Genomic DNA, 23094 nt, shown 5'->3' with positions numbered 1-23094 from the left:
AATTATGCTGGTGGATCACTGATGAACATTATGTTTGCCAACCAAGTCACGATTATGAAGCCTGGCTTTGATGGTATTTGGTTTAGTGATGGTTCTGTCTTAATGCTGCTACCAAGGTAACTCAGTACCATCGTAGTTAATAAATCGACCTGAAAGCTGCGGTGTGCTCAGTTCTATCACGTTCGCTAGGCCTTGCGCGGAGGTTTGCGTATCTATCAAAGCATTTGGCCCGCCCATCGCCGTTTTTACCCAACCAGGGTGAAGCGCCAAAACAGTAAACCCTTCAGGTGTTAAATCATTACTTAAGCTTTTAACAACCGAGTTAAGCGCCGCTTTCGATGAGCGATAAATATAGCCGCCGCCGGACGTATTTTCGGTCATACTGCCGACTTTTGATGAGATACAAGCAATCTTTTTCATCTTGCCTTGTTGTAAGCGAGGGTAACAGTACTCAACCAGTTTTAACGGAGCAATGGTGTTTACTTCGAAGACTTTACGCCATGCTTCTACGTCAGTATTTCCAAAGCCATATCCCTTGGGGCCGTAATATCCTGCATTATTGATGAGTAAGTCGATGGCAGGGAGTTTATCGGCAAGCTTAGCGACTTGTTCGTAGTGCGTGACATCCAGTTCGTGCAAAACTAGATTGCTGAATTGTGAGGCTAGAGTTTGTAGTTCTGAACTGTTCTCTAAGGAACGGCTAGTAGCATGTACTTGGTGGCCTTGCTTCAGGTACAGCTCAGTTAAGCTAAGGCCAATGCCGCGATTTGCTCCGGTAATAAAGACGGTTTGACTCATACAAACACCTATGTTTTTTTGATTTCAGTTGAAAGTCATTGTGTTAGTTAAGCACAATAAAATCAACCAACCACCACGCACCAACAACAAGAGATGAAAATAGGGACAGGGCACAAAGAGAGCCAAACAGTGCGCCGAGAATAGCAAAGAAAGTAGAATTCATATGTATATTAAATTGCGTTTTATTCAACCCTTTAAGTTGATACTATTTCGTTACCATTGTTATTAAGAATTTCTCATGCTGCCATTTATCTACCACCCGATTTATTCTCAACTTGAGTTGCCAGAGGGGCATCGTTACCCAATTATGAAATACCAGTACCTCTATGAATCGGTATTGGTGCATATAGAGAAAGATAACTGGAAAGAGCACACGCAGTTTTTCCAGCCCGAAGCATTAACTGTTGGGGAAGTAAAACGTGTTCATGACGAGGAATACGTCGAGTTACTTGTTAGTGGAAACATGCCAGCTGCGAAGATGCGCCGAATAGGTTTTCCTTGGAGTGAGTCTCTCATTACCAGAACGCTAACGTCAGCAGCGGGCACGGCTCTGACCGCAAAAAAGGCACTTGAGTACGGTGTGGCCATTCATTTGAGTGGTGGGTATCACCACGCACACAAAGAGTTTGGCAGTGGTTTTTGTTTATTTAATGACTTAGTGATCGCGGCCAGGCAAGCGCTCGAAGTCGAGCATGTCGATAACGTATTGATCATTGATAGTGATGTTCACCATGGGGATGGAACAGCAACTTTATGTGACGATGAGCCAGATATCATCACGCTTTCTTTCCACTGTGATAAAAACTTCCCAGCGAGGAAGCCTCAGTCTGATCTCGATGTGCCTTTGGTGCGAGGAACAGGTGATGAGGACTTTTTAATGGCGTTTAAAGAAGTGGTCGATATGGCACTTAATCTTCATCGCCCTGATTTAGTTATCTACGATGCTGGTGTCGATATACATCAAGACGATGAGCTTGGATATTTTGATGTGTCGACGCAAGGGATCTTAGAACGTGATAGATTTTTAATGCAAACAGTGAAATCTCGAGGTATCCCTGTCGCAGCTGTCGTTGGAGGTGGATATCGAACGAATCATGCTGACCTCGTCCCAATCCATTTGCAGCTTATCAATGCCGCTAAAGAAGTCTTTATTGATGAGTAGATACAACTAGACGTAAATATCAAATTGATTCAACACTGGAACGAACGAAAAGGGCATTAATTTTTTGTGGGTTCTTTCTGAGTGTGGCGGAGTGCTTAGTTGCGTTCAAGAAGTGATAAGTGATTTGTACAAATCTTTTTAAGTCTGGAGATGCGAAAAAGCCCGCTAATTTCTTAGCGGGCTTTTTCTAAATGTGGCGGAGAGATAGGGATTTGAACCCTAGATACGCTATTAACGTATGCCGGTTTTCAAGACCGGTGCTTTCAACCACTCAGCCATCTCTCCGTTGTTGAGGCGCATAATATAAGGCTTTGAAAATGTTGTAAACCCCTAGTTGAACTGATTGGATGTTTACTGCGCAAATTTGTGGTTTGTGTTGTTGAAATAAACAAAAACTCCCCAAAAAGGGGAGTTTGAATAGCATATGGATTGCTAGGTATTAATCGTTTTTAGAATAAAAACGCTGTAACTCAGTTAAACCTTGCATCAAAACTGGCAACTTCGGTGCATCATCTCGAAGTCGTTTGTAGTTTTTGTCATACAGCTTGTAGTTGCCAAACTTATCGATCACTGTGGTTTGTGAGCTAGTAATTAAGGCAAGCTCGCGAGTATCGCCCGCCAAGATCCAGCGACGACGACTTTCATCGAATAGGTTGCGACCACTACTGTAATCATATGGGTTGGAAGATACGCCGAGCATATCTTGCAATAGTGTAACCGAGAGGTCCAGGTGGCTTGTGCTGTGATTAAATTCGCCAGCCAGCATTCCAGGCCAATGGATCACCATCGGAACTTGTAATTGATAACGGCTGTAGTTGCTGTTTGCTCCCCAGCTGTTCGTATTGGTTTCGTTAAATTCACTACCGTGATTAGAAGTGATGATTACGATGGTGTTTGTCAGTTGTCCCGTCGTTTCTAGTTCATCAATAATACCGGCGATAGTTCTATCCGCCGACTTCACTGCATATTCATAAGCTTTTTTGAATCGCTCACTTGCGGGCATTTCTTCGTCATTATTTGAAGGAATCGATTCAAAATTATCAACGGTGGTGACTTCGATGTAACTAAACCATGGCTGACTTGCTTTCTCTGCTAACCATGTATTCCAGTTTGCGATAGATTGTTTATCGGTATGAGCTTGCGTGCCATCTAGGTCTTCCGCTAAGTTCAAGTCGCGGAAAATAATTTCTGAGTAGAGATCATCTTCAAACCCACTGCCACTGAATAAACCAAAGTTGTAGCCCTGATCTTTCAGTACATCGAGCAATACTGGGGAAGCACCTTGCGCCTTGATGCTTGATGCATAACTGGTCGGTAAGCCATAGAACAAACCAAAGGCCCCGTATGTATCATTACTTGAGCTGTAATGATTACGGAAGTTCTGATTGTTTTCAGCAAACTCATAGAGGTTAGGCATCTCTTCTTGGTTCAGCGCATCCGCTCGTAAATTGTTTATGCTTATCATCAACACATTGAGCTTATTAACTCGGCGGTTAAACTCAAGCTTTTCAAGAGGGTAGTTGACTAACTCTACGTTGCCTTCGTTTTCTGCTAAACGTTTTAGGTATTCCTCACGGTCAAGTAGACCATGTTTTTCCATAAAACTCTTCGCTGTCATCGGGTAAGACAACGGGAAGTTTGAACGCTGGCTAGTAATTGGGTTGTAAAAATACGCATCTGCCCAAATGTAAACCAAATGGCTGGTCATAAAGCTGAGGAAAAAGACGGCCGCGAGAGGGCGTCCTACGTGCTTATGAGATAGTTTGCGCTGTTTTCGCCATACCCATTCGGATAGTGCGAGTTGAATAAGGAAGATCAGCGGCATCACAACAAATAAATGTTGTAGGTCAGTGCTGAGTGCACTTTTGTCTTCGCTGAATAGTAACTCCCAGACAACGGGAGTTAAGTGCAAATTGATCGACTGATACGCTTGGGTATCAATTAATAATATGGTTTGCCCAACGGTTGCGAAAATCACTGCCACCAAACGGAACAATTTCCGCGATGGCAGGATAAACGTCAACGGGAATAGAACAAGCAAGTAAAGTGCGAAAACTAGAAAGCCAAAGTGACCAACCCAAGAAACCGCCAGATAAAACTGACCAAGTAACGTCTCGGGCCAAGGAGACTGAACAATGTAGCGTGTGCCTATCAACATCGATGCAACGATATTGAAGAATGCAAACCAGTGACCCCAACCAACTAGTCGAGATACACGTTCGCCGTATGAGTTTCCGCTGTCTACCATGTATGTGTTCTATTGTCCGTGATTAGTGTGTTTTTGGTGTTTCTAAAGAAGACATCAGCGCCTGAGCAAATTTTTCAGCAATCGCTTTGCGTTGTGAAGCAGCAACACGTTGATTTAAGACATTGGTTGCGATATTTCCGGCAATCATTAGCGTCAACTCAGGAGAAGCAGCATGTTTTTCAAGAACTGTTGCTACTTCAGCAAGAATTTTTTCTACTTGCTCGTCAGTATATTTAGATGTAATCGGCATAAAGACTCTAATAATGATAGTAAAAGCGGCTTATGATAACCTACAATGCCCATCAACTAAAACCTTGTAGCAAGATAAAATCACTATGAGTCTTCATCTTTCAAACGTTATTCTGCATCAACTGTGCAAAAACGATCAGGACGAGCTGGTTGTAAACTTTCGTCCAGCATCATTAGAGAACGATGCATCTACAGAAAACTTAGTCGCTGAGCTTCACCGAGTATTCCATTCTAAAGCTGGTAAAGGTTTTGGCGCTTTCCAGTCAGACAGCGAATTTCAATTTTGGCTTCAAGAAATGCGCAAAGGAGAGCGAGATTTTTACGACTTCTCACAAATTAGTGCAAATCGCTTGAAAGAAGAGTTGATTAAGTACCCATTTGCGGATGAAGGTATCTTGGTTTTCGCTGAGTATCAGAGTTTAGCAACGGACTACTTGTTCATCGGTATCTTACCAATGAATCAGAGTTTAAAAGTGACCGAAGGTTTGGACATCAGTGCGACAGATTACTTAGATATCACCAAAATGGATATTGCCGCACGCATCGACCTGTCGAGCTACGAGACCGACAAGGAATCCAATCGTTATCTGCAATACATTAAAGGACGTGTTGGCCGTAAAGTGGCGGACTTCTTCCTAGATTTTCTGCAAGCGGATATTGGCTTAGATACTAAACAACAAAACTTAGTGTTGATGCAGGCGGTGGATGATTTTTGTGCTGACTCGAAGCTAGAAAAGCAAGAAGTGAACGAGTACAAGAAACAAGTTTACGACTACTGCAATGAGCAAATTAAATCCGGTGATGAGGTTCAAATCTCAGAGCTTTCCGGAGAGCTTCCTCAAAGCCAAGATGGCACGAGCTTTATGGATTTCACCAAAGAGCAAGGGTACGAGCTTGAAGAGTCTTTCCCAGGTGATCGTGCGACGGTTCGCAAACTGACTAAATTTGTTGGAGCTGGTGGTGGTTTGAATATTAGCTTCGATAGTCTCTTACTTGGCGAGCGTATTTTTTATGATCCAGAGACGGATACCTTAACGATTAAAGGGACGCCTCCAAATCTAAAAGATCAGTTAAGTCGCAATTAAAATCATATCGTTAAATAAAGAGAGCAAACGGCTCTCTTTTTTTATGTGAATAAGAAACATCCATAGTATATGCTTGTAATTAATGGAGATATGCGAGGGGCAAGTGTTGCTGAAGCTAAAAGAAGGAATACGGCGGTTTGTTTGGTTCTGGTTCGTTTTGTGGTGTGTTTTAGCACTTGGCATTTGGCTGCAAGCCAAACAAACGATTCAAACGATTTCGACTGTAAATGAGTTAGGAAGTAAAGTTGAAGAAGTCAGGCACTTTTTTAACTTCGATCTGCCTTACCGTGTTAAACACGTCGACCAAATTTCACTGAAACTTCAGTTGGCTTATGCAGTTCGCTTACAGCTTGAAAGTGAGTTTTCTGAAGGGAAAATCACACCAGACATCACTCAATTACTTTATACGACCGACCGATTTTTAGAAAGTGCTCGAGCTTTTGTAAGAAGTGACAGTGAATTGGTTTCGTTAGCAGAACAGTTACGAAGCAGCCGTGCTCGAACAGAAAACTCTGAGCAAATTCAGGCAATGTACTATCGCTTAGGTGCGCTTGTTTTTGAGTCTGTCTTTAGTGACTCTGCAACGAATAGCGATACTTACCGTGACTTAGACCGACTTTTTATTGAATCAGAGACGCTCTCTCCCGAAGAGCGAAGCGCTCTTCAGCGCCAGCTTGCTCAAACCTCAAGCGCACTATCTGCTCAGGCACAGGGCAGTTATTTATCTAATCAACTGCTTAATCCAGATTTCCCGAACCAGTTAACTTCGATAAATGAGCAGTTGGAACAGAAGCTAATGACTTTTATTGTTTGGCTGTCTGTAATCAGTGGTTTGCTCCTTTTCCTCATTTCATGGGGAGCCTTCTCCCCAAAAACGATTCAACCGATACCACTACCCAGAACCGATGATAAAAAGTCAGAGCAAGTTGGCGATGATGAAAATGGAGCTAACACTGTTCCCTCAGCTCAGTCAGAAAATTTTCAAAACGTCCAAATGAACGAAAAAAGTTGTAATGAGGTGAATTCATCACAAGTGGAAGTAGTGGAACGTGAGCCGTACATAGATATCAATAAAATGTTAGATTCTCTGTCTGGTGACGAGGGCGCTGTGCGGATGTTACTGGAGGTCTTTATTCAGGACCACTCTGGCGATGGCACTAAAATGTATCAGCTGTTAGAAGAGGATAAAGAGCAAGCGCAAAGAGCCGCACACAGTCTTAAAGGGGTCTCAGGGAGTTTAGGTGCAATGCCATTGCACTGTATTTCGGGTGATATTGAACTGTTGATTAAACAAGGGCAAAAAGTGCCGGAAGAGAAGTTGGCATGTTTAGATGATGTCCTAAAACAAACCATACTTTTTGCTAATAATGTTCTCAATAGTGAAAAGATAACAGAAGCGCTAACAGATTGATATTGCTCTGACTTAATGTCATAAGAGTTGAGGTAATAAAGGCTCGAACTATATGACTTAGTTCGCTTTATTCCTGTTCTATACAATTTGTTAAAGGTGTTTTCATGTCCGTTCGCCGAATGTCTTCAATGATGTTGATAGGGCTGGTTATGATGCTTTCAGGGTGCTCCCTGCTCGAAGTCAAGATCGAGAGTCAAACCGTCCCTCTTACCAAACAAGAGCTCAATATGCGTCTTTTGACTCGTGAGTATGCGCAGCAGTTTTTTGCTCAGGTTGAGCAAGCAGCAGATGCACTACACGAACAATATGATCCTCATGATAAAGTTCATCAATCTTATATTTTACTTTGGAAGATAAATGCTGAAGAAGGCATCCAAGCTTCTGCGTATCAAGTGTCCCCAATGGCTGCACTGATTGATACATGGACTTTCACGCTACAAATGGAACAGTTCTTTACTACCGCTTCTGGTAATGAGCTCTTTGCGTTTGATGAGGCCAAGTTAGTTTCCGTTTATTTAGCGAAAGAGGTAGATAAACTGGCTCAATCTTTATTGAAGAAAGAAGCATACATCAAGACACAAACGTTTGTTGCAGAGTTCGCCAAGCAGCATCCATTCGCTGATTTAAGCATGATTAGGACTCCGGCTTACCGTGGGTGGTTAGATGCAAACCAAATTAGCGAAGAGGAAGCCGTTACAACGCTAGGCACGATGCCAGAAGCACTTGGGGATGTCTCTGAACGTCTAAGTCTGGTATCAGAACAGACACCAAAAATTATGACGTGGAAAGCGCAGTTGTTGGCCTTGAATAGCTCTGCCAGTATCGAAAAAGTCAATGCGGCGCTCAATAGTTTGCAAGTTACCGCTGATTCGATGAGGGATTTTATCGATAACAACCCAGAGTACATGCGTTATTTGGCAGAACAAATGGCGCTGGAGTTACAACCTTTGGTTGACGATATCGATCAAAGGACGGAGGCGCGTTTATCTCAGTTGGGTGAAGAACGCCAAGCTATAGAGCTGATGGTTGCCAGAGAACGTCAAGAAATCGCACAGATCATTACCCATGAGCGCGAGAAGTTTGCTCAAGATATGGATCGAGTGTCGCAAGAGGTTGTGAATCTCGCAATGACTAAGCTGATTGAACTTGTCAAAAGTACCATCATCTACTTTATTCTGTTCATTGCCGTTATATTCTTTGCACCGCTTGGCTTGGGCTATTGGTTTGGGAAGCGTGCAGCCGTGAAAACGCCAGTCAAACAAAGCTAACGATTTGTTTTGGAAATAAAAAAAGAGCGCTTTAAAGTGCTCTTTTTTAGTATTGAATTCGGAAGGGAGGTTCTTCCTATCTCTGCGAAGTTAAGCGGTTTGCTGCTTTAATTCGCCTTCAGCTTCTTCAACTGCTTCTGCTGTTGGTTCGCACTTATCAACAAACCAACCCATGTAAGAAGTGAAGATCGTTACGATGATACATACAAAACTCAGCCACATGAACGGGGCATAAGACAGTGTAGCAACACCCAAAATACTGGCCATGTAGATACCGTTGTCACTCCAAGGGACCATACCTGAGGTTAGCGTGCCGCCAAATTCTGCGTTACGAGACAAATTCTTACGTTTGTAGCCTAGACGGTCATAGTTCTTCGCACAGATTTTTGGGGTCAGAATAAGTGAAACGTACATCGCTGAACCAAATACGTTGCCCATAAAGGCCGTACCAATTGTGCTTGTTGCCAATGAACCTGCACTTTGAACGCGTTTTTCAAACAGCTTCGCGATAGTCTCTAGCACGCCTACTTTATCTAGTAGACCGCCAAAACCAAGGCCGAATACGATAACCGCTACCGACCCAAGCATTGAAGACATGCCGCCACGGTTAAGGATTGAGTCAATGAAATCTACGCCAGATGAGATTGCAAACGGAGCCCAAGCCGTGTTGAACGCGGTTAGGAAATCGACATCTTGGATCATCACTGCCCAAATAATACCTAGCAGAGAACCAAAACTGATCACTGGGAATGAAGGCATACGCATCGCTAGAAGTGACAATACGATGATCACAGGAACAAATGAGTAAGGGGTGATGTAGAACTGCTGTTCCATCGCTTTAATGACAGAGTCTACCTGGCTCATGTCAACTTGACCTGCGTAGTGGAAGCCAAATGCAGTAAACATAATGCCTGTAATAATGTAGCTAATGAGTGCTATCGGCAACATGCCTTTAATATGTTCCATCACTTCAACGTTAGACATAGATGAAGCAAGGATTACTGAATCCGATAGAGGCGACATTTTGTCACCAAAGTAACAGCCTGAAAGTACGGCACCTGCAGTGATTGGCGCAGGAACACCAAGACCTTGACCGATACCCATCATTGCAATACCTGCCGTGCCAGCCGCACCCCAAGATGTGCCAGTCGCTAGCGCAGTCAATGAACAGATGATCATGGTCGCGAGCAAAAAGATGGAAGGGTGGATTGCTTTAAGGCCGTAGTAAATAATGGTTGGAACAATACCACCAGAGATCCAAGTACCTACAAGCGCGCCAACGGCCAAAAGGATTAAAACGGCTCCAAGTCCATTGGAAATGCCATTTAGTGCTGCTTTTTCCAGATCTTTATACTGATGGCCAAGCTTTATGCCCAATATCATGACAATGAACCAACCTATGTATAGCGCTAGCTGAATCGGTAGGTCTAGCTTGGCTGTGAACGAAAATGCCAGCAGGAGAAATAAACCGAGCGAGATAAATACCTGTATCAAGCTTGGTAGGCGTGGTGTAACTTGCTTCATATGTGCCTCTGTCAATCTTGGAGCAATAGAGGAAGGCGCTCCTTGTTGTAATCGCGCATAACATACATTAACAAAAATTATATTTCGAACATTTGGTGTTTTATCTTGATGTTCGTCGGTAAAAACGTTTGCTTGTGAAATTAACTGTTAGTTTGTTTTAACTTTTTTGGTTTTAAATGTTGTGTAATGTGAAATTATTGTGCTTCATGTGTTATTTCTCATTGAGTGGTAAGACCAATTAGGGGACTAAAGTGCTTTCCCTACTTGAAAAATGGTTAAAACCGCAAACCAAACACTAAAAAATCTCGTGTAACCCGGTTTTTCAGAGGAAAAGGTTAAAAAACGCGCTTATTTACAAAATAGGGGTTGAGATTTTGCTGTGAAAAATTAACTATGGGGTAGGTTTTTTAATACATGGAGAGTTAATACGATGAGAGTTGGTTTAGTTGGTTGGCGCGGTATGGTTGGTTCAGTCCTTATGCAGCGTATGGTTGAAGAGAAAGACTTCGACCTAATCGAACCAGTATTCTACAGTACTTCTCAAGTTGGTATTCCTGCTCCTAACTTAGGAAAAGACGCAGGCTTACTGCAAGACGCGTATGATATTGAAAGCTTAAAACAGCTTGATGCGGTAATCACCTGTCAAGGTGGTAGCTACACAGAAAAAGTTTTCCCTGCACTTCGTCAGGCTGGTTGGAAAGGCTACTGGATTGATGCGGCCTCTACGCTACGTATGGCTGAAGATTCGATCATCACACTTGATCCAGTGAACTTAAAGCAAATCCAACAAGGCATCCACGGTGGCACGAACACATTTGTCGGTGGTAACTGTACGGTTAGTTTAATGCTAATGGGGCTAGGTGGTCTATTTGAGAAAGGCCTTGTTGAGTGGACAAGCGCAATGACTTACCAAGCCGCATCTGGTGCCGGTGCGCAAAATATGCGTGAATTGATCTCGCAAATGGGCGTTATCAATGACTCTGTGAGCTCTGAACTTGCAAACCCATCAAGCTCTATCCTAGATATTGATAAGAAAGTCGCGGATACAATGCGCAGCGGCTCTTTCCCTACCGATAAATTCGGTGTGCCACTAGCTGGTTCGTTGATCCCATGGATCGATGTGAAGCGCGATAATGGTCAGAGTAAAGAAGAGTGGAAAGCGGGCGCTGAGGCGAATAAAATTTTGGGTTCTCAAAGTTCACCTGTTCCAATTGACGGTACTTGTGTGCGTATTGGCGCGATGCGTTGTCACTCTCAAGCACTTACTATCAAGCTTAAACAAAATGTACCAATGGACGAAATCGAAGAAATCATCGCCACTCATAACGATTGGGTGAAAGTGATTCCTAACGACCGTGACATCACTGCTCAAGAGCTAACGCCGGCAAAAGTTACGGGCACAATGTCTGTACCAGTGGGTCGTCTACGTAAGATGGCAATGGGTGATGATTTCCTAAATGCTTTCACTGTTGGTGACCAACTGCTTTGGGGTGCTGCGGAGCCATTGCGTCGTACTCTGAGAATTATTCTGTCTGAGAAAGCATAATCACATCAATCCTTTATTTGATGACAAAATAAAAGAGCTCCGTAGGGAGCTCTTTTTTCATGCGTCGTCTTCCGTTCGAACGACTCTTTTGTCTGGATCGGCCAGTTCACTACCACAATGTTTACAGTAAATTGCGTCAGAGTCGTGCCCTGCGTGGGAGCAGTTTGGGCATTTCACCAATACTTTGTGCGATTGCATCTCTTGGTGCAGTTCGGCAGTGAAAATACCTGTAGGTACCGCCAAAATGGAATAACCCAGTAACATGGTGAGTGATGCAAGCCCTTTACCTAGGTCTGTTTGAGGGACCAAGTCACCATACCCAACCGTTGTGATGGTCACGATCGCCCAATAAATACTCTTAGGAATGCTAGTAAATCCGTTTTCAGGTCCTTCAATGATAAAAATCAATGAGCCGAAAATCGTTACCATAATGGCGACGGAACTAAAGAAGATAAAAATCTTTCTGCGCGCCATAAGCAGTGAACGTAAGAGGATATTGGACTCTTGGAGGTATCGGACTAACTTGAGTATGCGGAATATTCGCATCACTCGCAGCGCCCTGATCACACCCATAAACGAAGCGGATGGGAAGAAGAGTGCTAAATAGGTGGGCAAAATCGCAAGTAAATCGACGACACCATAAAAACTCTTTGCGTAGGCGGCAGGTTTAGGAGAGCAATAAAGCCTTAGAAGGTATTCAATCGTGAATAGGCCAGTAAATGTGTATTCAATAAACTTCAGCTCTTTTTCCCACTCGGCCCGAACGGAGGGTATCGAATCTAACACCAGTACGATTAACGAACTGATGATCGCGATAATGAGAGCAATATCGAACGTTTTACCAGCTTTGGTATGAGTACCAAAAATGGTGACATATAGAGTATGTTTAAGAGAGTCAGTCGTCATGACAAAGCGATCCATTGTTGAATCGCTCTATCATACAATTTTATAGAAACTCAGGCTAATCCTGGAAATAAGTTGCGTAAGCCATTCGCAATGAACTCTATGCCAAGCGCGCCCAATATCAAACCCATGATACGAGTAATGACGTTGATTCCAGTTTGACCTAAAAATCGTACGATCAATGGGGCAGAGCGGAATAATAGCCATGAACAAAGGCAGAACAAACCAATCGTAATACTAATGCCCACGGTATCGAACATGCTTGGGTAGCGTGCACCATAAACAATAGTCGAACTGATTGCACCAGGACCTGCCATTAAAGGCATTGCAAGAGGGACCACACCAATCTGTTCACGACTGACGTATTCCGTTTTCTCTTGTTTGTTCTGCTTATCTTCCCCCAGTTTACCGCTCATCATCGAGAATGCGATGCTAAGTAATAGCAACCCGCCAGCGACACGAAACGAATCCAGAGAAATACTGAACATGTCTAACAGTAACTGACCAGCAAAAAGCGAAATGATCAGGATGATCGCAACAGCCACATTTGCTGTTGTTGCCGTATTGCGCTTTTCGTCTGGTGTCATATGCCCGGTTAGTGACACAAACACAGGCATGATACCAACAGGGTTTACTGCGGCGACCAAACCGAGAAAAAACTGCAAGAAGATAGCAAGTTCAAAAGTTTGCATGTTGCGTACTCATCAAAGTTCACATTAGTGAAAAGGAGAAGGGGTAATTTGGGCGTAATGTAAGGCAAAAGTTAGGTTGTAAGAAATGAAAAAAACTAACGCATTCCCTGCCATTTAAGTGAGAAAAACTAATTCTTTAATAAACTGTATCTAATCTGGAAAGGAAATGTTACGTATAAAGTTGCTGATAAATTGCACTGTTTTACATAAACGTTAACATTCGCACATTTTTGATAAAAACCAAGGTGGTTTGTAGAGAGATGTATTCGGTTCGATATACTCTCAGTAGCACAAAGAATTGGGCCTACATGTAATTTTGTTGGTCAAAAATGAAACTTTTTTACAGGTTGTTGTAGTTTCTTTTATTTATTTGTCCATTTGCTTCTTTTTTACTCAATAAAAAATGAAAGTTAATTTATTTGTTTATCAGTGATTTATGTCATTTTGGTGTGATGAGGCACCACTTTGGTAGTATTTAGGTGGTGAGAACTGATCCAAGTCAATTTTTTTCACACTCTGAAATATTATACTCAGTCCTGAAAGCAATTTACTAAGACGTTTGTTTTCTAAGTGACTGATAAACAGTAAAAACGATAAGTAATAGCCTTAGTAAAAAGTTTTTAATATTTGTTAATTTTAGGAGATTCCCTATGCCTGTAACTAATATGGCTGAACTAGATGCAATGGTTGCTCGCGTTAAGAAAGCGCAAGAAGAGTTCGCTACTTACTCTCAAGAGCAAGTAGATAAAATCTTTCGTGCAGCATCGCTTGCAGCTAACCAGGCCCGTATCCCGCTAGCTCAACAAGCGGTAGAAGAATCTGGTATGGGTATTGTTGAAGATAAAGTAATCAAGAACCACTTTGCTTCTGAGTTTATCTACAACAAATACAAAGACGAACAAACGTGTGGCATCTTAGAAGAGGATGACAACCTAGGTACTATGACTATCGCTGAGCCTGTAGGCATCATCTGCGGTATCGTACCAACGACTAACCCAACTTCTACAGCGATCTTCAAATCTCTAATCTCTTTGAAGACTCGTAACGGTATCATCTTCTCACCACATCCACGTGCGAAAAACTCAACTAACGATGCAGCTAAACTCGTTCTAGATGCAGCAGTAGCAGCAGGCGCACCAAAAGACATCATCGGTTGGATCGACCAGCCTTCTGTTGAGCTTTCAAACGCTCTAATGAAACACGATGACATCGCGCTTATCCTTGCAACTGGTGGTCCAGGCATGGTTAAAGCAGCATACTCTTCTGGTAAGCCAGCAATCGGTGTAGGTGCAGGTAACGTGCCGGTTGTTATCGATGAAACAGCAGACATCAAACGTGCTGTTGCTTCTATCCTTATGTCTAAGACTTTCGACAACGGGGTAGTATGTGCTTCTGAGCAAGCTGCAATCGTAGTTGATGAAGTATACGACGAAGTGAAAGAGCGTTTTGCTTCTCACAAAGCTTATGTCCTAAGCAAAGCAGAAGCTGATAAAGTTCGTAAAGTGCTTCTTATCGATGGCGCGCTAAACGCGAAAATCGTAGGTCAGCCAGCAGCAGCAATCGCTGAAATGGCAGGCGTTAAAGTTCCAGCAGACACTAAAGTTCTTGTTGGTGAAGGTCTGGGCAAAGTATCTCACGATGACGCATTCGCTCACGAGAAACTATCTCCAACTCTAGGTCTATTCCGTGCTGACAACTTCGAAGACGCGGTTGCTCAAGCGGTAACTATGGTTGAGATTGGTGGTATCGGCCACACATCTGGTCTTTACACTAACCAAGATACTAACGCTGACCGTATCCGTTACTTCGGTGACAAGATGAAGACAGCTCGTATCCTAATCAACATCCCGACTACTCACGGCGGTATCGGTGACTTGTACAACTTCAACGTTGCGCCATCTCTAACGCTAGGTTGTGGTTCTTGGGGTGGTAACTCTATCTCTGAGAACGTAGGTCCTAAACACCTAATCAACAAGAAAACTGTAGCGAAGCGAGCTGAAAACATGTTGTGGCATAAACTACCTAAGTCAATCTACTTCCGTCGTGGTAGCCTTCCAATCGCACTGGGCGACCTAGAAGGTAAGAAACGTGCATTCCTAGTAACTGACCGTTTCCTATTCAACAACGGTTACGCAGATGACGTAGTAAGCCTACTAAAAGCTCAAGGCATGGAAGTTCAAACATTCTTCGATGTTGAAGCTGACCCAACACTGTCTGTAGTAGAAAAAGGTGCGGCTCAAATGGCTAGCTACCAACCTGACGTTATCCTAGCGCTAGGCGGTGGTTCACCAATGGATGCAGCGAAAATCATGTGGGTAATGTACGAGCACCCAGAAACTCACTTTGAAGAACTAGCAATGCGCTTTATGGACATCCGTAAACGTATCTACAAGTTCCCTAAAATGGGTAAAAAAGCTGAGCTTGTATGTATCACTACAACTTCAGGTACTGGTTCAGAAGTTACTCCATTCGCGGTTGTTACTGACGACAAGACTGGTGCGAAATACCCACTAGCTGACTACGAAATCACGCCAAACATGGCAATCGTTGATGCGAACCTAGTAATGAACATGCCTAAGTCTCTAACAGCATTTGGTGGTTACGATGCCGTAACTCACGCTCTAGAAGCTTACGTTTCTGTTCTTGCTAACGAATACTCAGATGGCCAAGCTCTTCAAGCACTTAAGATGCTAAAAGAGTACCTACCATCAAGCTATGCGAACGGTGCAAATGACCCAATCGCTCGTGAGAAAGTACACAACGCAGCTACTATCGCTGGTGTTGCATTTGCGAACGCATTCCTAGGTGTTTGTCACTCAATGGCTCACAAACTGGGTGCTGAGTTCCACTTGCCACACGGCCTAGCTAACGCACTACTTATCTCTAACGTGGTACGTTACAACGCGAACGACAATCCAACTAAACAAACTGCGTTCTCTCAATACGACCGTCCACAAGCACGTCGTCGTTACGCTGAAGTTGCTGACCACCTAGGCCTAAGCCAAGAAGGTGACCGTACTGCTCAGAAGATTGAACGTCTACTAGCATGGTTGGATGAACTAAAAGTTAACCTAGACATCCCAATGTCTATCCAAGCGGCAGGTGTTGCTGAATCAGATTTCGTAGCGAAACTGGATGAGCTAGCGGTAGAAGCGTTCGATGACCAATGTACTGGTGCGAACCCACGTTACCCTCTAATCAGCGAACTTAAAGATGTGTTGATGGCTTCTTACTACGGTAAAGCATTTGTTGAAGGCGAAACTTTCGAAGGTACAACTGTTATCAAGAAGAAAGCAGACCAAGAAGCAGCAAAAGCAGCACCTAAAGCAAAGAAAGAAAAAGCTGACGCGTAATTAAAAAATCGAGTGAGCAAGGTTTTCGCTAGCACGGAACCTTAATCGGGAAAAGGTTAAAGCCTCAGTCAAATGACTGGGGCTTTTTTTATTTTGGTGCAGGATTTACATCTGGCTTGGGAAAACAGAGTTGCTGTGTATGCTTACACTTCGGTCGCAACTACTCGGCCACTGAAGTATTCATTCGCGACGATGTATGCTGTGTTGCGGACTAGTTCGTCTTGGATCTCAGCCCAGTGCCTCTCGTTGAGCTCTTCTTTTGTATGATTTACCGAGGGAATAACGCCGCCCACTCGAATGTTGAATGGTGTGAGTTCTTTTGCCCAGCTGTGAGTAAAACCTGACACCAACGCCGCCATGCTTTCAACTCCCGTAAAGTCTTCATGGTTGTCATGAGAAATGACGTTAACAATGACGCCTTTCTTGTTTCTGGCTCGAAAGCGCTCTGCTCCTACTTGGCCGTAGGTATAAAGGAAGCGTGCCGCAGACGACAAGTGATCAATGTAAGTACTCATTGGTTCTGGCGCCATTAAGCCAGGCATAGGGGAGCTGGTCCAGCAATTAACAATCACATCTGGTGTCGCACGTAGCTGTGATTCTATCTGGTCAAACAATAAGTTAATGGACGTTGTGTTATCACTACACACATTCATAGCATACACTTTGTCAGTGAAAGCGCTGATTTGCTCATAGCTCGCTCTCAAAGCGCTAGAATTTTGGTCACAAAGAATCAACGTTGCTCCAAGGTGAGCAAAGTGATTTGCACAGGTTCTTCCTATAACCGAACCTGCAGACGTGACGAGAATAATTGATTCTTTGATATCCATAGCACCTTCACTGTATCCATATGTGAAAAACAATACACCAGTGGTTTGTGCTAATAGCATGGTTGAAATTCGTTGGGTTCAGTGTGAAAGGCTTCAAACTAACGCTTTCGAGTGAGGACTATTGTGCGGTAATTTGTAAGATGTCACATTTCTGACGTGTAGGTATTGCAAGCTATTGGATAAAAAGCGGATCTCTATGCTTTAGCTTGAATTTGATGCTGACGTTGAGCCGTCACTAGCTGATTATATAGCCCAGCATCTGGGATCAGTTGTTTGTTGCGTTCGCCCAATCTGCGTCGCTCATGACCAGATAGGTTGTGATAAACCTCCTCTGGTAGGTTGAATGTGTCTTCAGGCAGGTAAGTCAGCGCATCTGGTTTTAGGTAATGGCTCAGCTTTGCGGAAGGCAATCCTGCATCGTGAAACTGTTTCGCTTGTTCAGCTGCGAGTTCATAGCTGCTGCTATCAGAACGAAGAGCTTGAGGTTGCGATAAACCCAATTGTTGGCGAAGAATACTGTCACTGGTGATGACTTCCTGGACCTCTTCAACTGGGACCACATCGCGAACATCATTAGAGAACATAGACAGAATCAGCGAGAAATCCGCACGACGACCTTCGTGTACGGCATGGTTAATACCATTACCGAACTGAAGTTCGTTGATAATTGCAGCTTTGTCTAACGTATGAATTTGCATGATGTTCCTCGCTCGATGCTCTTTTAACGGCGTGAATAAGAAGAACTTTAGTAAAAGAGGGAATTATTTAAAGGTGCTAGGGAAGGCGAAACAAAAAAGCCCGCTAAATAGCGAGCTTTTGAATAAGACTAAATTGAACTTAGGGGGAAGTATATTACTTCGCTAGGTTCTCAGCTACGAAGTCCCAGTTTACTAGAGCCCAGAAGCCGTTCATGTAATCAGGACGTACGTTGCGGTAATCGATGTAGTACGCGTGTTCCCATAGGTCAACAGTTAGAAGTGGTGTTGTACCTTCTTCTGTTAGAGGAGTAGCAGCGTTAGAAGTGTTAACGATCTCTAGAGAGCCATCAGCTTTCTTAACAAGCCAAGTCCATGAAGAACCGAAGTTGTTGATTGCTGAATCAGTAAACTTCGCTTTGAATTCTTCAAAAGAACCGAATGCTGCGTTGATTGCGTCTGCAACTGCGCCAGTTGGCTCGCCGCCCGCATTTGGAGCAAGACAGTGCCAGTAGAACGTGTGGTTCCAGATTTGCGCTGCGTTGTTGAATACGCCACCAGTAGAAGTCTTGATGATCTCTTCTAGAGTTTTGCCTTCGAACTCAGTACCAGGGATAAGACCGTTAAGCTTAACAACGTAAGTGTTGTGGTGCTTACCGTGGTGGTAGTCTAGAGTCTCTGCTGAGATGTGTGGTTCTAGTGCGTCTTTCGCGTAAGGAAGAGCTGGTAGTTCAAATGCCATTACTCGATTCTCCATTGATTTGAAAGGATGACCTTTCGATTGCTTCTAGTGTTTTTTTATAGCTATGTCGCCTTTAAGGCTGACTTGCTAAGTATTTTAGCAAGTTTTTACTTTATTAAAACCCCGATATGAAAATATTTTAAGAGGTTAGCAGTGGTGAAGTGCTGCATTGCTCGCCAATGAGCAACCTAAAATTAAGCCTTATTAATTATATGGTTTTTATTCTGTCGTTATTGAGTAGAATGTGGCAAATAAATAAAGTTCAAACCCATGAATGAGGAAGCGATGGAAACTATCGACAAAATCAAACAGCAGATCTCTGAAAACTCAATCCTGCTGTACATGAAAGGATCACCGAAACTACCTAGCTGTGGTTTCTCTTCTCAAGCGTCACAGGCACTAATGGCATGTGGTGAGAAGTTCGCTTACGTAGACATTCTGCAAAACCCAGATATCCGTGCTGAGTTACCAAAGTACGCGCAATGGCCAACTTTCCCTCAACTATGGGTTGAAGGTGAGCTTATCGGCGGTTGTGACATTATTCTAGAAATGTTCCAAAAAGGTGAACTGCAGCCTCTAATCAAAGAAGCAGCAGCGCGCGCTGAAGATCAAGCTGAGTAATTCGTAAATACTCACATTTAGCGATAGAATACGAAGGAGCCGTACTGGCTCCTTTTTCTTTTTAGGTTAGTGGAATGAACATAAAGCTTTGTTCTAACTGCCTATCTCGTAAACCTCGCGAAGCCATGTTAATCCCGCCTAGTGTATACAAAAATTCCAGTATGAATTTTGATGTATATTGGCGTGTAATTACGATGTATGCTGCCATCTATTTCGTAAAGTCGTTTTCAAACATCATTGCTTACACGTCTTTGATAAGGGAGTTGCTACAAATGGTATTTGGTTAAGGAATTACACTAAAGGCAATTTAACTCCCCAGAATTTTTAGGCCAACTTATTTCGGCACAAAATGCACTCGAAGAGTAAGCCCCATCATAAATCAGCATTGGACGCTAAGAACCAAGTTTTGGGAGAATTATGACAGTTTACAAGATAATAGATAATTTAAGAGAATTTCAAACGGTCTGCTCTGGTCCCGATGAAATCGCTAGCCAGTTAGGTGACTTCGACTATTTTGAGAGGATCTTATTACAGGCTATTAAAAACCAATCTCTGCAAGATATTTGGAAGCCTGTGGAGGTAAAGTTTCAAGATGTATTTAAGTACAATTCTCTATTGCCTGATATTAGTTTATGGGCGCGAACATACCTTGTTTTATCTCCGAGGGCATATGAAATATTGAATGCTTATCTAAGTGAACACGGGGAGTTTTTACCTGCTAACTACCAAGGTGGGCAATGGTATTTATATGCATCACTGACTTTTGGACAGGAAAACAAGAGAAAGTGTGTAGAAAAAATCGCATATGGGAGCCGAGATGGGTTAGATACCCTTGTTTTTATTGACGATGATGTTAAAGACAAAATGGTTTTCAAGTCTCGGTTAGAAGGAGCGGGCACCTTGTACTGTACAGATAAGTTTAAGGCTTTGTGTGAACAAAATCAGCTCAATGGCATCATGTTTTCTTCTAATTTGACAGATCCATTTAATTAGTGATTTTTATTAATATGAAAATACTATTTCTCTGATTTTGAGGTTTGTAAGCACTGTAATGGTCGACGAGAAAATTAGCTTTCTCCTCTAAAACGCAGCTTTTTTAGGCCTGTTTCCTTCATGAAAAATGATTTGAAAAGTAACTTACCCATAGGTAGCACTTGGTAGTAAAACATGAGGAGTTGATAGATTAATGACGGTTTATAAAATTTTCGACTGTCACAATGAATATAAAATCGTGAGCACTACGCCTAGTTCTGTAGCTAGGCAGTTAGGTGACATGGATTTAATAGAAAAAATCTTTGTGCAGCCATTAGAAAACTTTTCTTTCAAAAGTATATGGGGTGAGGTAGATATTGAGTTTGAAGATGTTCTCAAGAAAGACTCATTACTTCCTGATATCAGTTTATGGTTACGGGTTTTCTTAGTGCTTTGCCCTAAAGCTTATGCATCTTTAAAAGAGCCATTGAGCAAAGTAGGCGAGTTCTTATCGATTCGCTATAAAGAAGAGGAATGGTACCTGTATACACCGTTGGAGTTTGGGCAAGAAGATGAAGATAAGTGCGTCCAAAAAATTGAATATGGCAGCTTAGCAGGTGTAGAGGTGTTAGTATTTAATGAAAGCGACGTTGCAGAAAAGGTTGTTTTCAAGTCAAAGATGCTAGGAGCGAGCTTTCTGTATTGTACTGAACATTTTAAGAGTTTGTGCGAACAAAATGAGCTAGGTGGGCTAGAGTTCTCAGCTGACAGACTTGTTTATCTAACCTAAGATCTACAATGAAACTTAACACGCCTCGTATAGACTGGCTTTAGAGCGAATTATTAAGATAAAGCAGTTTTTCAACTTATGAGACTGTATAATTACTCTGAGATTTTGAGATGATTTTAAAGGTTTAATTATTAAAGTGGATATAAAGCTTTACTACGTGCATGACCCAATGTGCAGTTGGTGTTGGGGTTACAAACCAACGCTGGATAAACTAAAACAGCAACTGCCAGGTGTGATTCAGTTTGAGTATGTGGTTGGTGGTCTTGCGCCAGATACTAATTTACCGATGCCGCCCGAGATGCAACAAAAACTCGAAGGTATTTGGAAGCAGATTGAGCGCCAGTTAGGCACTAAGTTTAACTACGATTTCTGGAAGCTTTGTACGCCAGTTAGAAGCACTTACCAATCTTGTCGTGCGGTTATTGCAGCGGGCTTTCAAGACTCTTATGAGCAGATGCTAGAAGCGATTCAGCATGCGTATTACTTACGTGCGATGCCTCCTCATGAAGAAGCCACTCACTTGCAACTAGCGAGAGAAATTGGCTTGAATGTTCAGCAATTCAAGAATGACATGGATGGCTCTTTCTTAGAAGGTGTGTTCGAAGATCAATTGAGCCTTGCTAAGAGTCTTGGTGTAAATTCTTACCCGAGTTTGGTACTGCAAATTAACGACGCTTACTTCCCGATTGAAGTGGATTATGTGTCGACAGAAAACACGTTGAAGCTGATTCGCGAGCGCATTATCGACAACATGCCAGCGCAATAATCCGAAACCGGTTTTCAAAGCCAAAACAACAAAAAGCCGCTCAATGAGCGGCTTTTTCGTAACGAATTGTATCCATTTAATGACGCGATTACAGCACCATTGCAGCAATCCAACCGAAGATGATCAGAGGGATGTTGTAGTGGATAAATGTTGGTACTACGGTTTCCCAAATGTGCTCGTGCTGACCATCGGCGTTTAGACCCGATGTTGGACCTAACGTTGAGTCAGAAGCAGGAGAACCCGCGTCACCTAGAGCTGCTGCTGTACCTACTAGTGCGATTGTCGCCATCGGTGAGAAACCAAATGCTAGCGAAAGCGGCACATAGATAGTTGCAAGGATTGGAATCGTAGAGAACGATGAGCCGATACCCATTGTTACCAACAGACCAACGATAAGCATTAGTAGTGCTGCAAGAGGCTTGTTGTCACCGATGCTGGTTGATAGCGATTGTACAAGCGTCTCAACACCGCCAGTTTGCTTCATTACTGCAGCGAAACCTGCCGCCGCAATCATGATGAAGCCAATCATTGCCATCATGTGTACACCTTTAGTGAACACGTCGTGCGTTTCTTTCCATGCGATAACACCACCGAAAGTGAACACCATGAAGCCTGCTAGTGCACCGATGATCATTGAGCCCGTGTATAGCTGTACGCTTAGCGCAGCAAGAATACCTAAGCCTGCAACCACGATATGCTTTTTGTTTAGCTTCTCTTCAGATTCTTGAACAACGGTCAGCTCAGTCTCTTTGTATTCACGAGGTTTACGGTAGCTAAAGAAGATCGCAGTTAGAAGACCAAACAACATACCTGCGCCCGGCAACAGCATTGCTGTCGGTACTTGGCTTGCCACAACGTCTGTTAGACCATTGTCATGCAAGTTCTTCAATAGGATGTTGTTTAGGAAGATGCCACCAAAACCGATTGGTAGAACCATGTATGGCGTGATCAAACCAAAGGTAAGCACACAAGCAACCAAACGACGGTCCAGCTTCAGCTTAGCGAATACGCCCAAAAGAGGTGGAATCAAAATTGGAATGAAGGCGATATGTACCGGAATCACGTTTTGAGATGACATGGTAACAAGTACAAGAGCAACCAATACTGCGTATTTTAGACCTGTAGTCGACGCAGAGCTCTCTTTACCATTTAGGCGTTTGATAACGCTTTTTGCCAGAAGGTCAGTGATGCCAGAACGAGAAATCGCAACAGCGAAAGTACCTAGCATTGCGTAGCTCAGCGCGATAGTCGCACCGCCACCCAGACCACTTTCGAATGCAGCAACCGTATCCCCAAGGCTCATGCCTGCAACAAGGCCACCAACGATGGCACTAAACGTGAGGGCAACCACCACGTTTACGCGCATCAATGCTAACACGAGCATGACGCACACAGATATAACGACAGGATTCATACTTTTCCTAATATGTTGTGTTTATTTA

At 43.1% G+C, this 23094-nt stretch carries 20 protein-coding genes and 1 tRNA gene; 10 read left to right on the top strand and 11 right to left on the bottom strand.

Features of this window, described 5'->3' with window-relative positions; all coding sequences use genetic code 11:
* Window positions 1-108: 108 nt before the first annotated feature.
* Window positions 109-798, bottom strand: a complete 690-nt coding sequence (locus tag R7044_RS15975) for an SDR family oxidoreductase (RefSeq protein WP_005384911.1) — start codon at window positions 796-798, stop codon at window positions 109-111.
* 238 nt (window positions 799-1036) lie between these two features.
* On the opposite strand from R7044_RS15975, the gene R7044_RS15970 reads away from it, so the two are divergent.
* The gene (locus R7044_RS15970; protein WP_047104536.1) at window positions 1037-1960 is read left to right on the top strand and encodes a histone deacetylase; all 924 of its coding nucleotides are present in this window, start codon (window positions 1037-1039) and stop codon (window positions 1958-1960) included.
* A 194-nt stretch (window positions 1961-2154) separates the two neighbouring features.
* Here R7044_RS15970 and R7044_RS15965 read toward each other — a convergent pair.
* The 3 genes from R7044_RS15965 to R7044_RS15955 all read right to left on the bottom strand — a co-directional run bounded on the left by R7044_RS15965 (window position 2155) and on the right by R7044_RS15955 (window position 4458).
* A tRNA-Ser gene (locus tag R7044_RS15965) sits at window positions 2155-2245 on the bottom strand.
* Between the two features lie 154 nt (window positions 2246-2399).
* The gene (locus R7044_RS15960; RefSeq protein ID WP_005380721.1) at window positions 2400-4208 is read right to left on the bottom strand and encodes a DUF3413 domain-containing protein; all 1809 of its coding nucleotides are present in this window, start codon (window positions 4206-4208) and stop codon (window positions 2400-2402) included.
* Between the two features lie 22 nt (window positions 4209-4230).
* A complete protein-coding gene (locus tag R7044_RS15955; RefSeq protein WP_005380722.1) occupies window positions 4231-4458 on the bottom strand; it encodes a YejL family protein in 228 nt (75 codons plus the stop codon).
* An 85-nt stretch (window positions 4459-4543) separates the two neighbouring features.
* Here R7044_RS15955 and yejK point away from each other — a divergent pair, with 85 nt between their 5' ends.
* From yejK to R7044_RS15940, 3 genes are all read left to right on the top strand, one after another.
* Complete coding sequence (yejK, locus tag R7044_RS15950; RefSeq protein WP_005380723.1) at window positions 4544-5542, top strand: nucleoid-associated protein YejK; 999 nt, start codon at window positions 4544-4546, stop codon at window positions 5540-5542.
* A gap of 82 nt (window positions 5543-5624) precedes the next feature.
* Window positions 5625-6953, top strand: coding sequence for an Hpt domain-containing protein (locus R7044_RS15945; protein WP_031812878.1), 1329 nt, complete (start codon window positions 5625-5627; stop codon window positions 6951-6953).
* 104 nt (window positions 6954-7057) lie between these two features.
* Window positions 7058-8221, top strand: a complete 1164-nt coding sequence (locus tag R7044_RS15940; protein WP_225455677.1) for a chemotaxis protein — start codon at window positions 7058-7060, stop codon at window positions 8219-8221.
* Window positions 8222-8311: 90 nt separating this feature from the next.
* Here the strand turns inward: R7044_RS15940 and nhaC are convergent, their stop codons facing one another.
* Complete coding sequence (gene nhaC / locus R7044_RS15935; protein ID WP_005380726.1) at window positions 8312-9745, bottom strand: Na+/H+ antiporter NhaC; 1434 nt, start codon at window positions 9743-9745, stop codon at window positions 8312-8314.
* 430 nt (window positions 9746-10175) lie between these two features.
* Here nhaC and asd point away from each other — a divergent pair, with 430 nt between their 5' ends.
* Entirely contained in the window at window positions 10176-11291 is a 1116-nt protein-coding gene (gene asd, locus R7044_RS15930; protein ID WP_005380727.1) for an aspartate-semialdehyde dehydrogenase, read from the top strand.
* A 57-nt stretch (window positions 11292-11348) separates the two neighbouring features.
* On the opposite strand, the gene R7044_RS15925 is transcribed toward asd, so the two are convergent.
* Window positions 11349-12212 carry an ion transporter gene (locus tag R7044_RS15925; protein ID WP_005380728.1) on the bottom strand — a complete coding sequence of 288 codons (864 nt, stop codon included), beginning with the start codon at window positions 12210-12212 and terminating at the stop codon, window positions 11349-11351.
* 35 nt (window positions 12213-12247) lie between these two features.
* A complete protein-coding gene (locus R7044_RS15920) occupies window positions 12248-12886 on the bottom strand; it encodes a YchE family NAAT transporter (RefSeq protein ID WP_005380729.1) in 639 nt (212 codons plus the stop codon).
* A 650-nt stretch (window positions 12887-13536) separates the two neighbouring features.
* Between R7044_RS15920 and adhE the strand changes: the two genes are divergently transcribed.
* Window positions 13537-16239: a bifunctional acetaldehyde-CoA/alcohol dehydrogenase gene (adhE, locus tag R7044_RS15915; RefSeq protein WP_005380731.1), complete on the top strand. Its 2703-nt coding sequence runs from the start codon at window positions 13537-13539 to the stop codon at window positions 16237-16239.
* A 143-nt stretch (window positions 16240-16382) separates the two neighbouring features.
* On the opposite strand, the gene R7044_RS15910 is transcribed toward adhE, so the two are convergent.
* The 3 genes from R7044_RS15910 to sodB form a co-directional block, all read right to left on the bottom strand.
* A complete protein-coding gene (locus R7044_RS15910) occupies window positions 16383-17126 on the bottom strand; it encodes an SDR family oxidoreductase (protein ID WP_005380732.1) in 744 nt (247 codons plus the stop codon).
* 134 nt (window positions 17127-17260) lie between these two features.
* Entirely contained in the window at window positions 17261-17764 is a 504-nt protein-coding gene (locus R7044_RS15905) for a VC2046/SO_2500 family protein (RefSeq protein WP_033907342.1), read from the bottom strand.
* A 154-nt stretch (window positions 17765-17918) separates the two neighbouring features.
* Window positions 17919-18503 carry a superoxide dismutase [Fe] gene (gene sodB / locus R7044_RS15900; RefSeq protein ID WP_005396533.1) on the bottom strand — a complete coding sequence of 195 codons (585 nt, stop codon included), beginning with the start codon at window positions 18501-18503 and terminating at the stop codon, window positions 17919-17921.
* Window positions 18504-18788: 285 nt separating this feature from the next.
* Between sodB and R7044_RS15895 the strand changes: the two genes are divergently transcribed.
* From R7044_RS15895 to R7044_RS15880, 4 genes are all read left to right on the top strand, one after another.
* On the top strand, window positions 18789-19124 hold the full coding sequence (locus R7044_RS15895) for a Grx4 family monothiol glutaredoxin (RefSeq protein WP_017635833.1): 336 nt from the start codon (window positions 18789-18791) through the stop codon (window positions 19122-19124).
* 417 nt (window positions 19125-19541) lie between these two features.
* Window positions 19542-20117: a hypothetical protein gene (locus R7044_RS15890; RefSeq protein WP_033907341.1), complete on the top strand. Its 576-nt coding sequence runs from the start codon at window positions 19542-19544 to the stop codon at window positions 20115-20117.
* Between the two features lie 193 nt (window positions 20118-20310).
* A complete protein-coding gene (locus tag R7044_RS15885; protein ID WP_017821150.1) occupies window positions 20311-20886 on the top strand; it encodes a hypothetical protein in 576 nt (191 codons plus the stop codon).
* Window positions 20887-21022: 136 nt separating this feature from the next.
* Window positions 21023-21652 carry a DsbA family protein gene (locus R7044_RS15880; RefSeq protein ID WP_205390967.1) on the top strand — a complete coding sequence of 210 codons (630 nt, stop codon included), beginning with the start codon at window positions 21023-21025 and terminating at the stop codon, window positions 21650-21652.
* Window positions 21653-21740: 88 nt separating this feature from the next.
* Here the strand turns inward: R7044_RS15880 and R7044_RS15875 are convergent, their stop codons facing one another.
* Complete coding sequence (locus R7044_RS15875) at window positions 21741-23066, bottom strand: Na+/H+ antiporter family protein (protein ID WP_005444668.1); 1326 nt, start codon at window positions 23064-23066, stop codon at window positions 21741-21743.
* Window positions 23067-23094: the final 28 nt, after the last annotated feature.

This window comes from Vibrio sp. 1402 (genome assembly GCF_033340275.1).
This window is presented reverse-complemented; position numbering and strand designations above follow the sequence as displayed.

Coding starts and splice junctions, on each gene's coding strand:
- R7044_RS15975 (WP_005384911.1), bottom strand. CDS start 798: ATGAGTCAAACCGTCTTTATTACCGGAGCAAATCGCGGCATTGGCCTT.
- sodB (WP_005396533.1), bottom strand. CDS start 18,503: ATGGCATTTGAACTACCAGCTCTTCCTTACGCGAAAGACGCACTAGAA.
- adhE (WP_005380731.1), top strand. CDS start 13,537: ATGCCTGTAACTAATATGGCTGAACTAGATGCAATGGTTGCTCGCGTT.
- R7044_RS15920 (WP_005380729.1), bottom strand. CDS start 12,886: ATGCAAACTTTTGAACTTGCTATCTTCTTGCAGTTTTTTCTCGGTTTG.
- R7044_RS15910 (WP_005380732.1), bottom strand. CDS start 17,126: ATGCTATTAGCACAAACCACTGGTGTATTGTTTTTCACATATGGATAC.
- R7044_RS15925 (WP_005380728.1), bottom strand. CDS start 12,212: ATGGATCGCTTTGTCATGACGACTGACTCTCTTAAACATACTCTATAT.
- R7044_RS15875 (WP_005444668.1), bottom strand. CDS start 23,066: ATGAATCCTGTCGTTATATCTGTGTGCGTCATGCTCGTGTTAGCATTG.
- R7044_RS15970 (WP_047104536.1), top strand. CDS start 1,037: ATGCTGCCATTTATCTACCACCCGATTTATTCTCAACTTGAGTTGCCA.
- asd (WP_005380727.1), top strand. CDS start 10,176: ATGAGAGTTGGTTTAGTTGGTTGGCGCGGTATGGTTGGTTCAGTCCTT.
- R7044_RS15905 (WP_033907342.1), bottom strand. CDS start 17,764: ATGCAAATTCATACGTTAGACAAAGCTGCAATTATCAACGAACTTCAG.
- R7044_RS15955 (WP_005380722.1), bottom strand. CDS start 4,458: ATGCCGATTACATCTAAATATACTGACGAGCAAGTAGAAAAAATTCTT.
- yejK (WP_005380723.1), top strand. CDS start 4,544: ATGAGTCTTCATCTTTCAAACGTTATTCTGCATCAACTGTGCAAAAAC.
- nhaC (WP_005380726.1), bottom strand. CDS start 9,745: ATGAAGCAAGTTACACCACGCCTACCAAGCTTGATACAGGTATTTATC.
- R7044_RS15960 (WP_005380721.1), bottom strand. CDS start 4,208: ATGGTAGACAGCGGAAACTCATACGGCGAACGTGTATCTCGACTAGTT.
- R7044_RS15885 (WP_017821150.1), top strand. CDS start 20,311: ATGACGGTTTATAAAATTTTCGACTGTCACAATGAATATAAAATCGTG.
- R7044_RS15945 (WP_031812878.1), top strand. CDS start 5,625: ATGGAGATATGCGAGGGGCAAGTGTTGCTGAAGCTAAAAGAAGGAATA.
- R7044_RS15940 (WP_225455677.1), top strand. CDS start 7,058: ATGTCCGTTCGCCGAATGTCTTCAATGATGTTGATAGGGCTGGTTATG.
- R7044_RS15890 (WP_033907341.1), top strand. CDS start 19,542: ATGACAGTTTACAAGATAATAGATAATTTAAGAGAATTTCAAACGGTC.
- R7044_RS15895 (WP_017635833.1), top strand. CDS start 18,789: ATGGAAACTATCGACAAAATCAAACAGCAGATCTCTGAAAACTCAATC.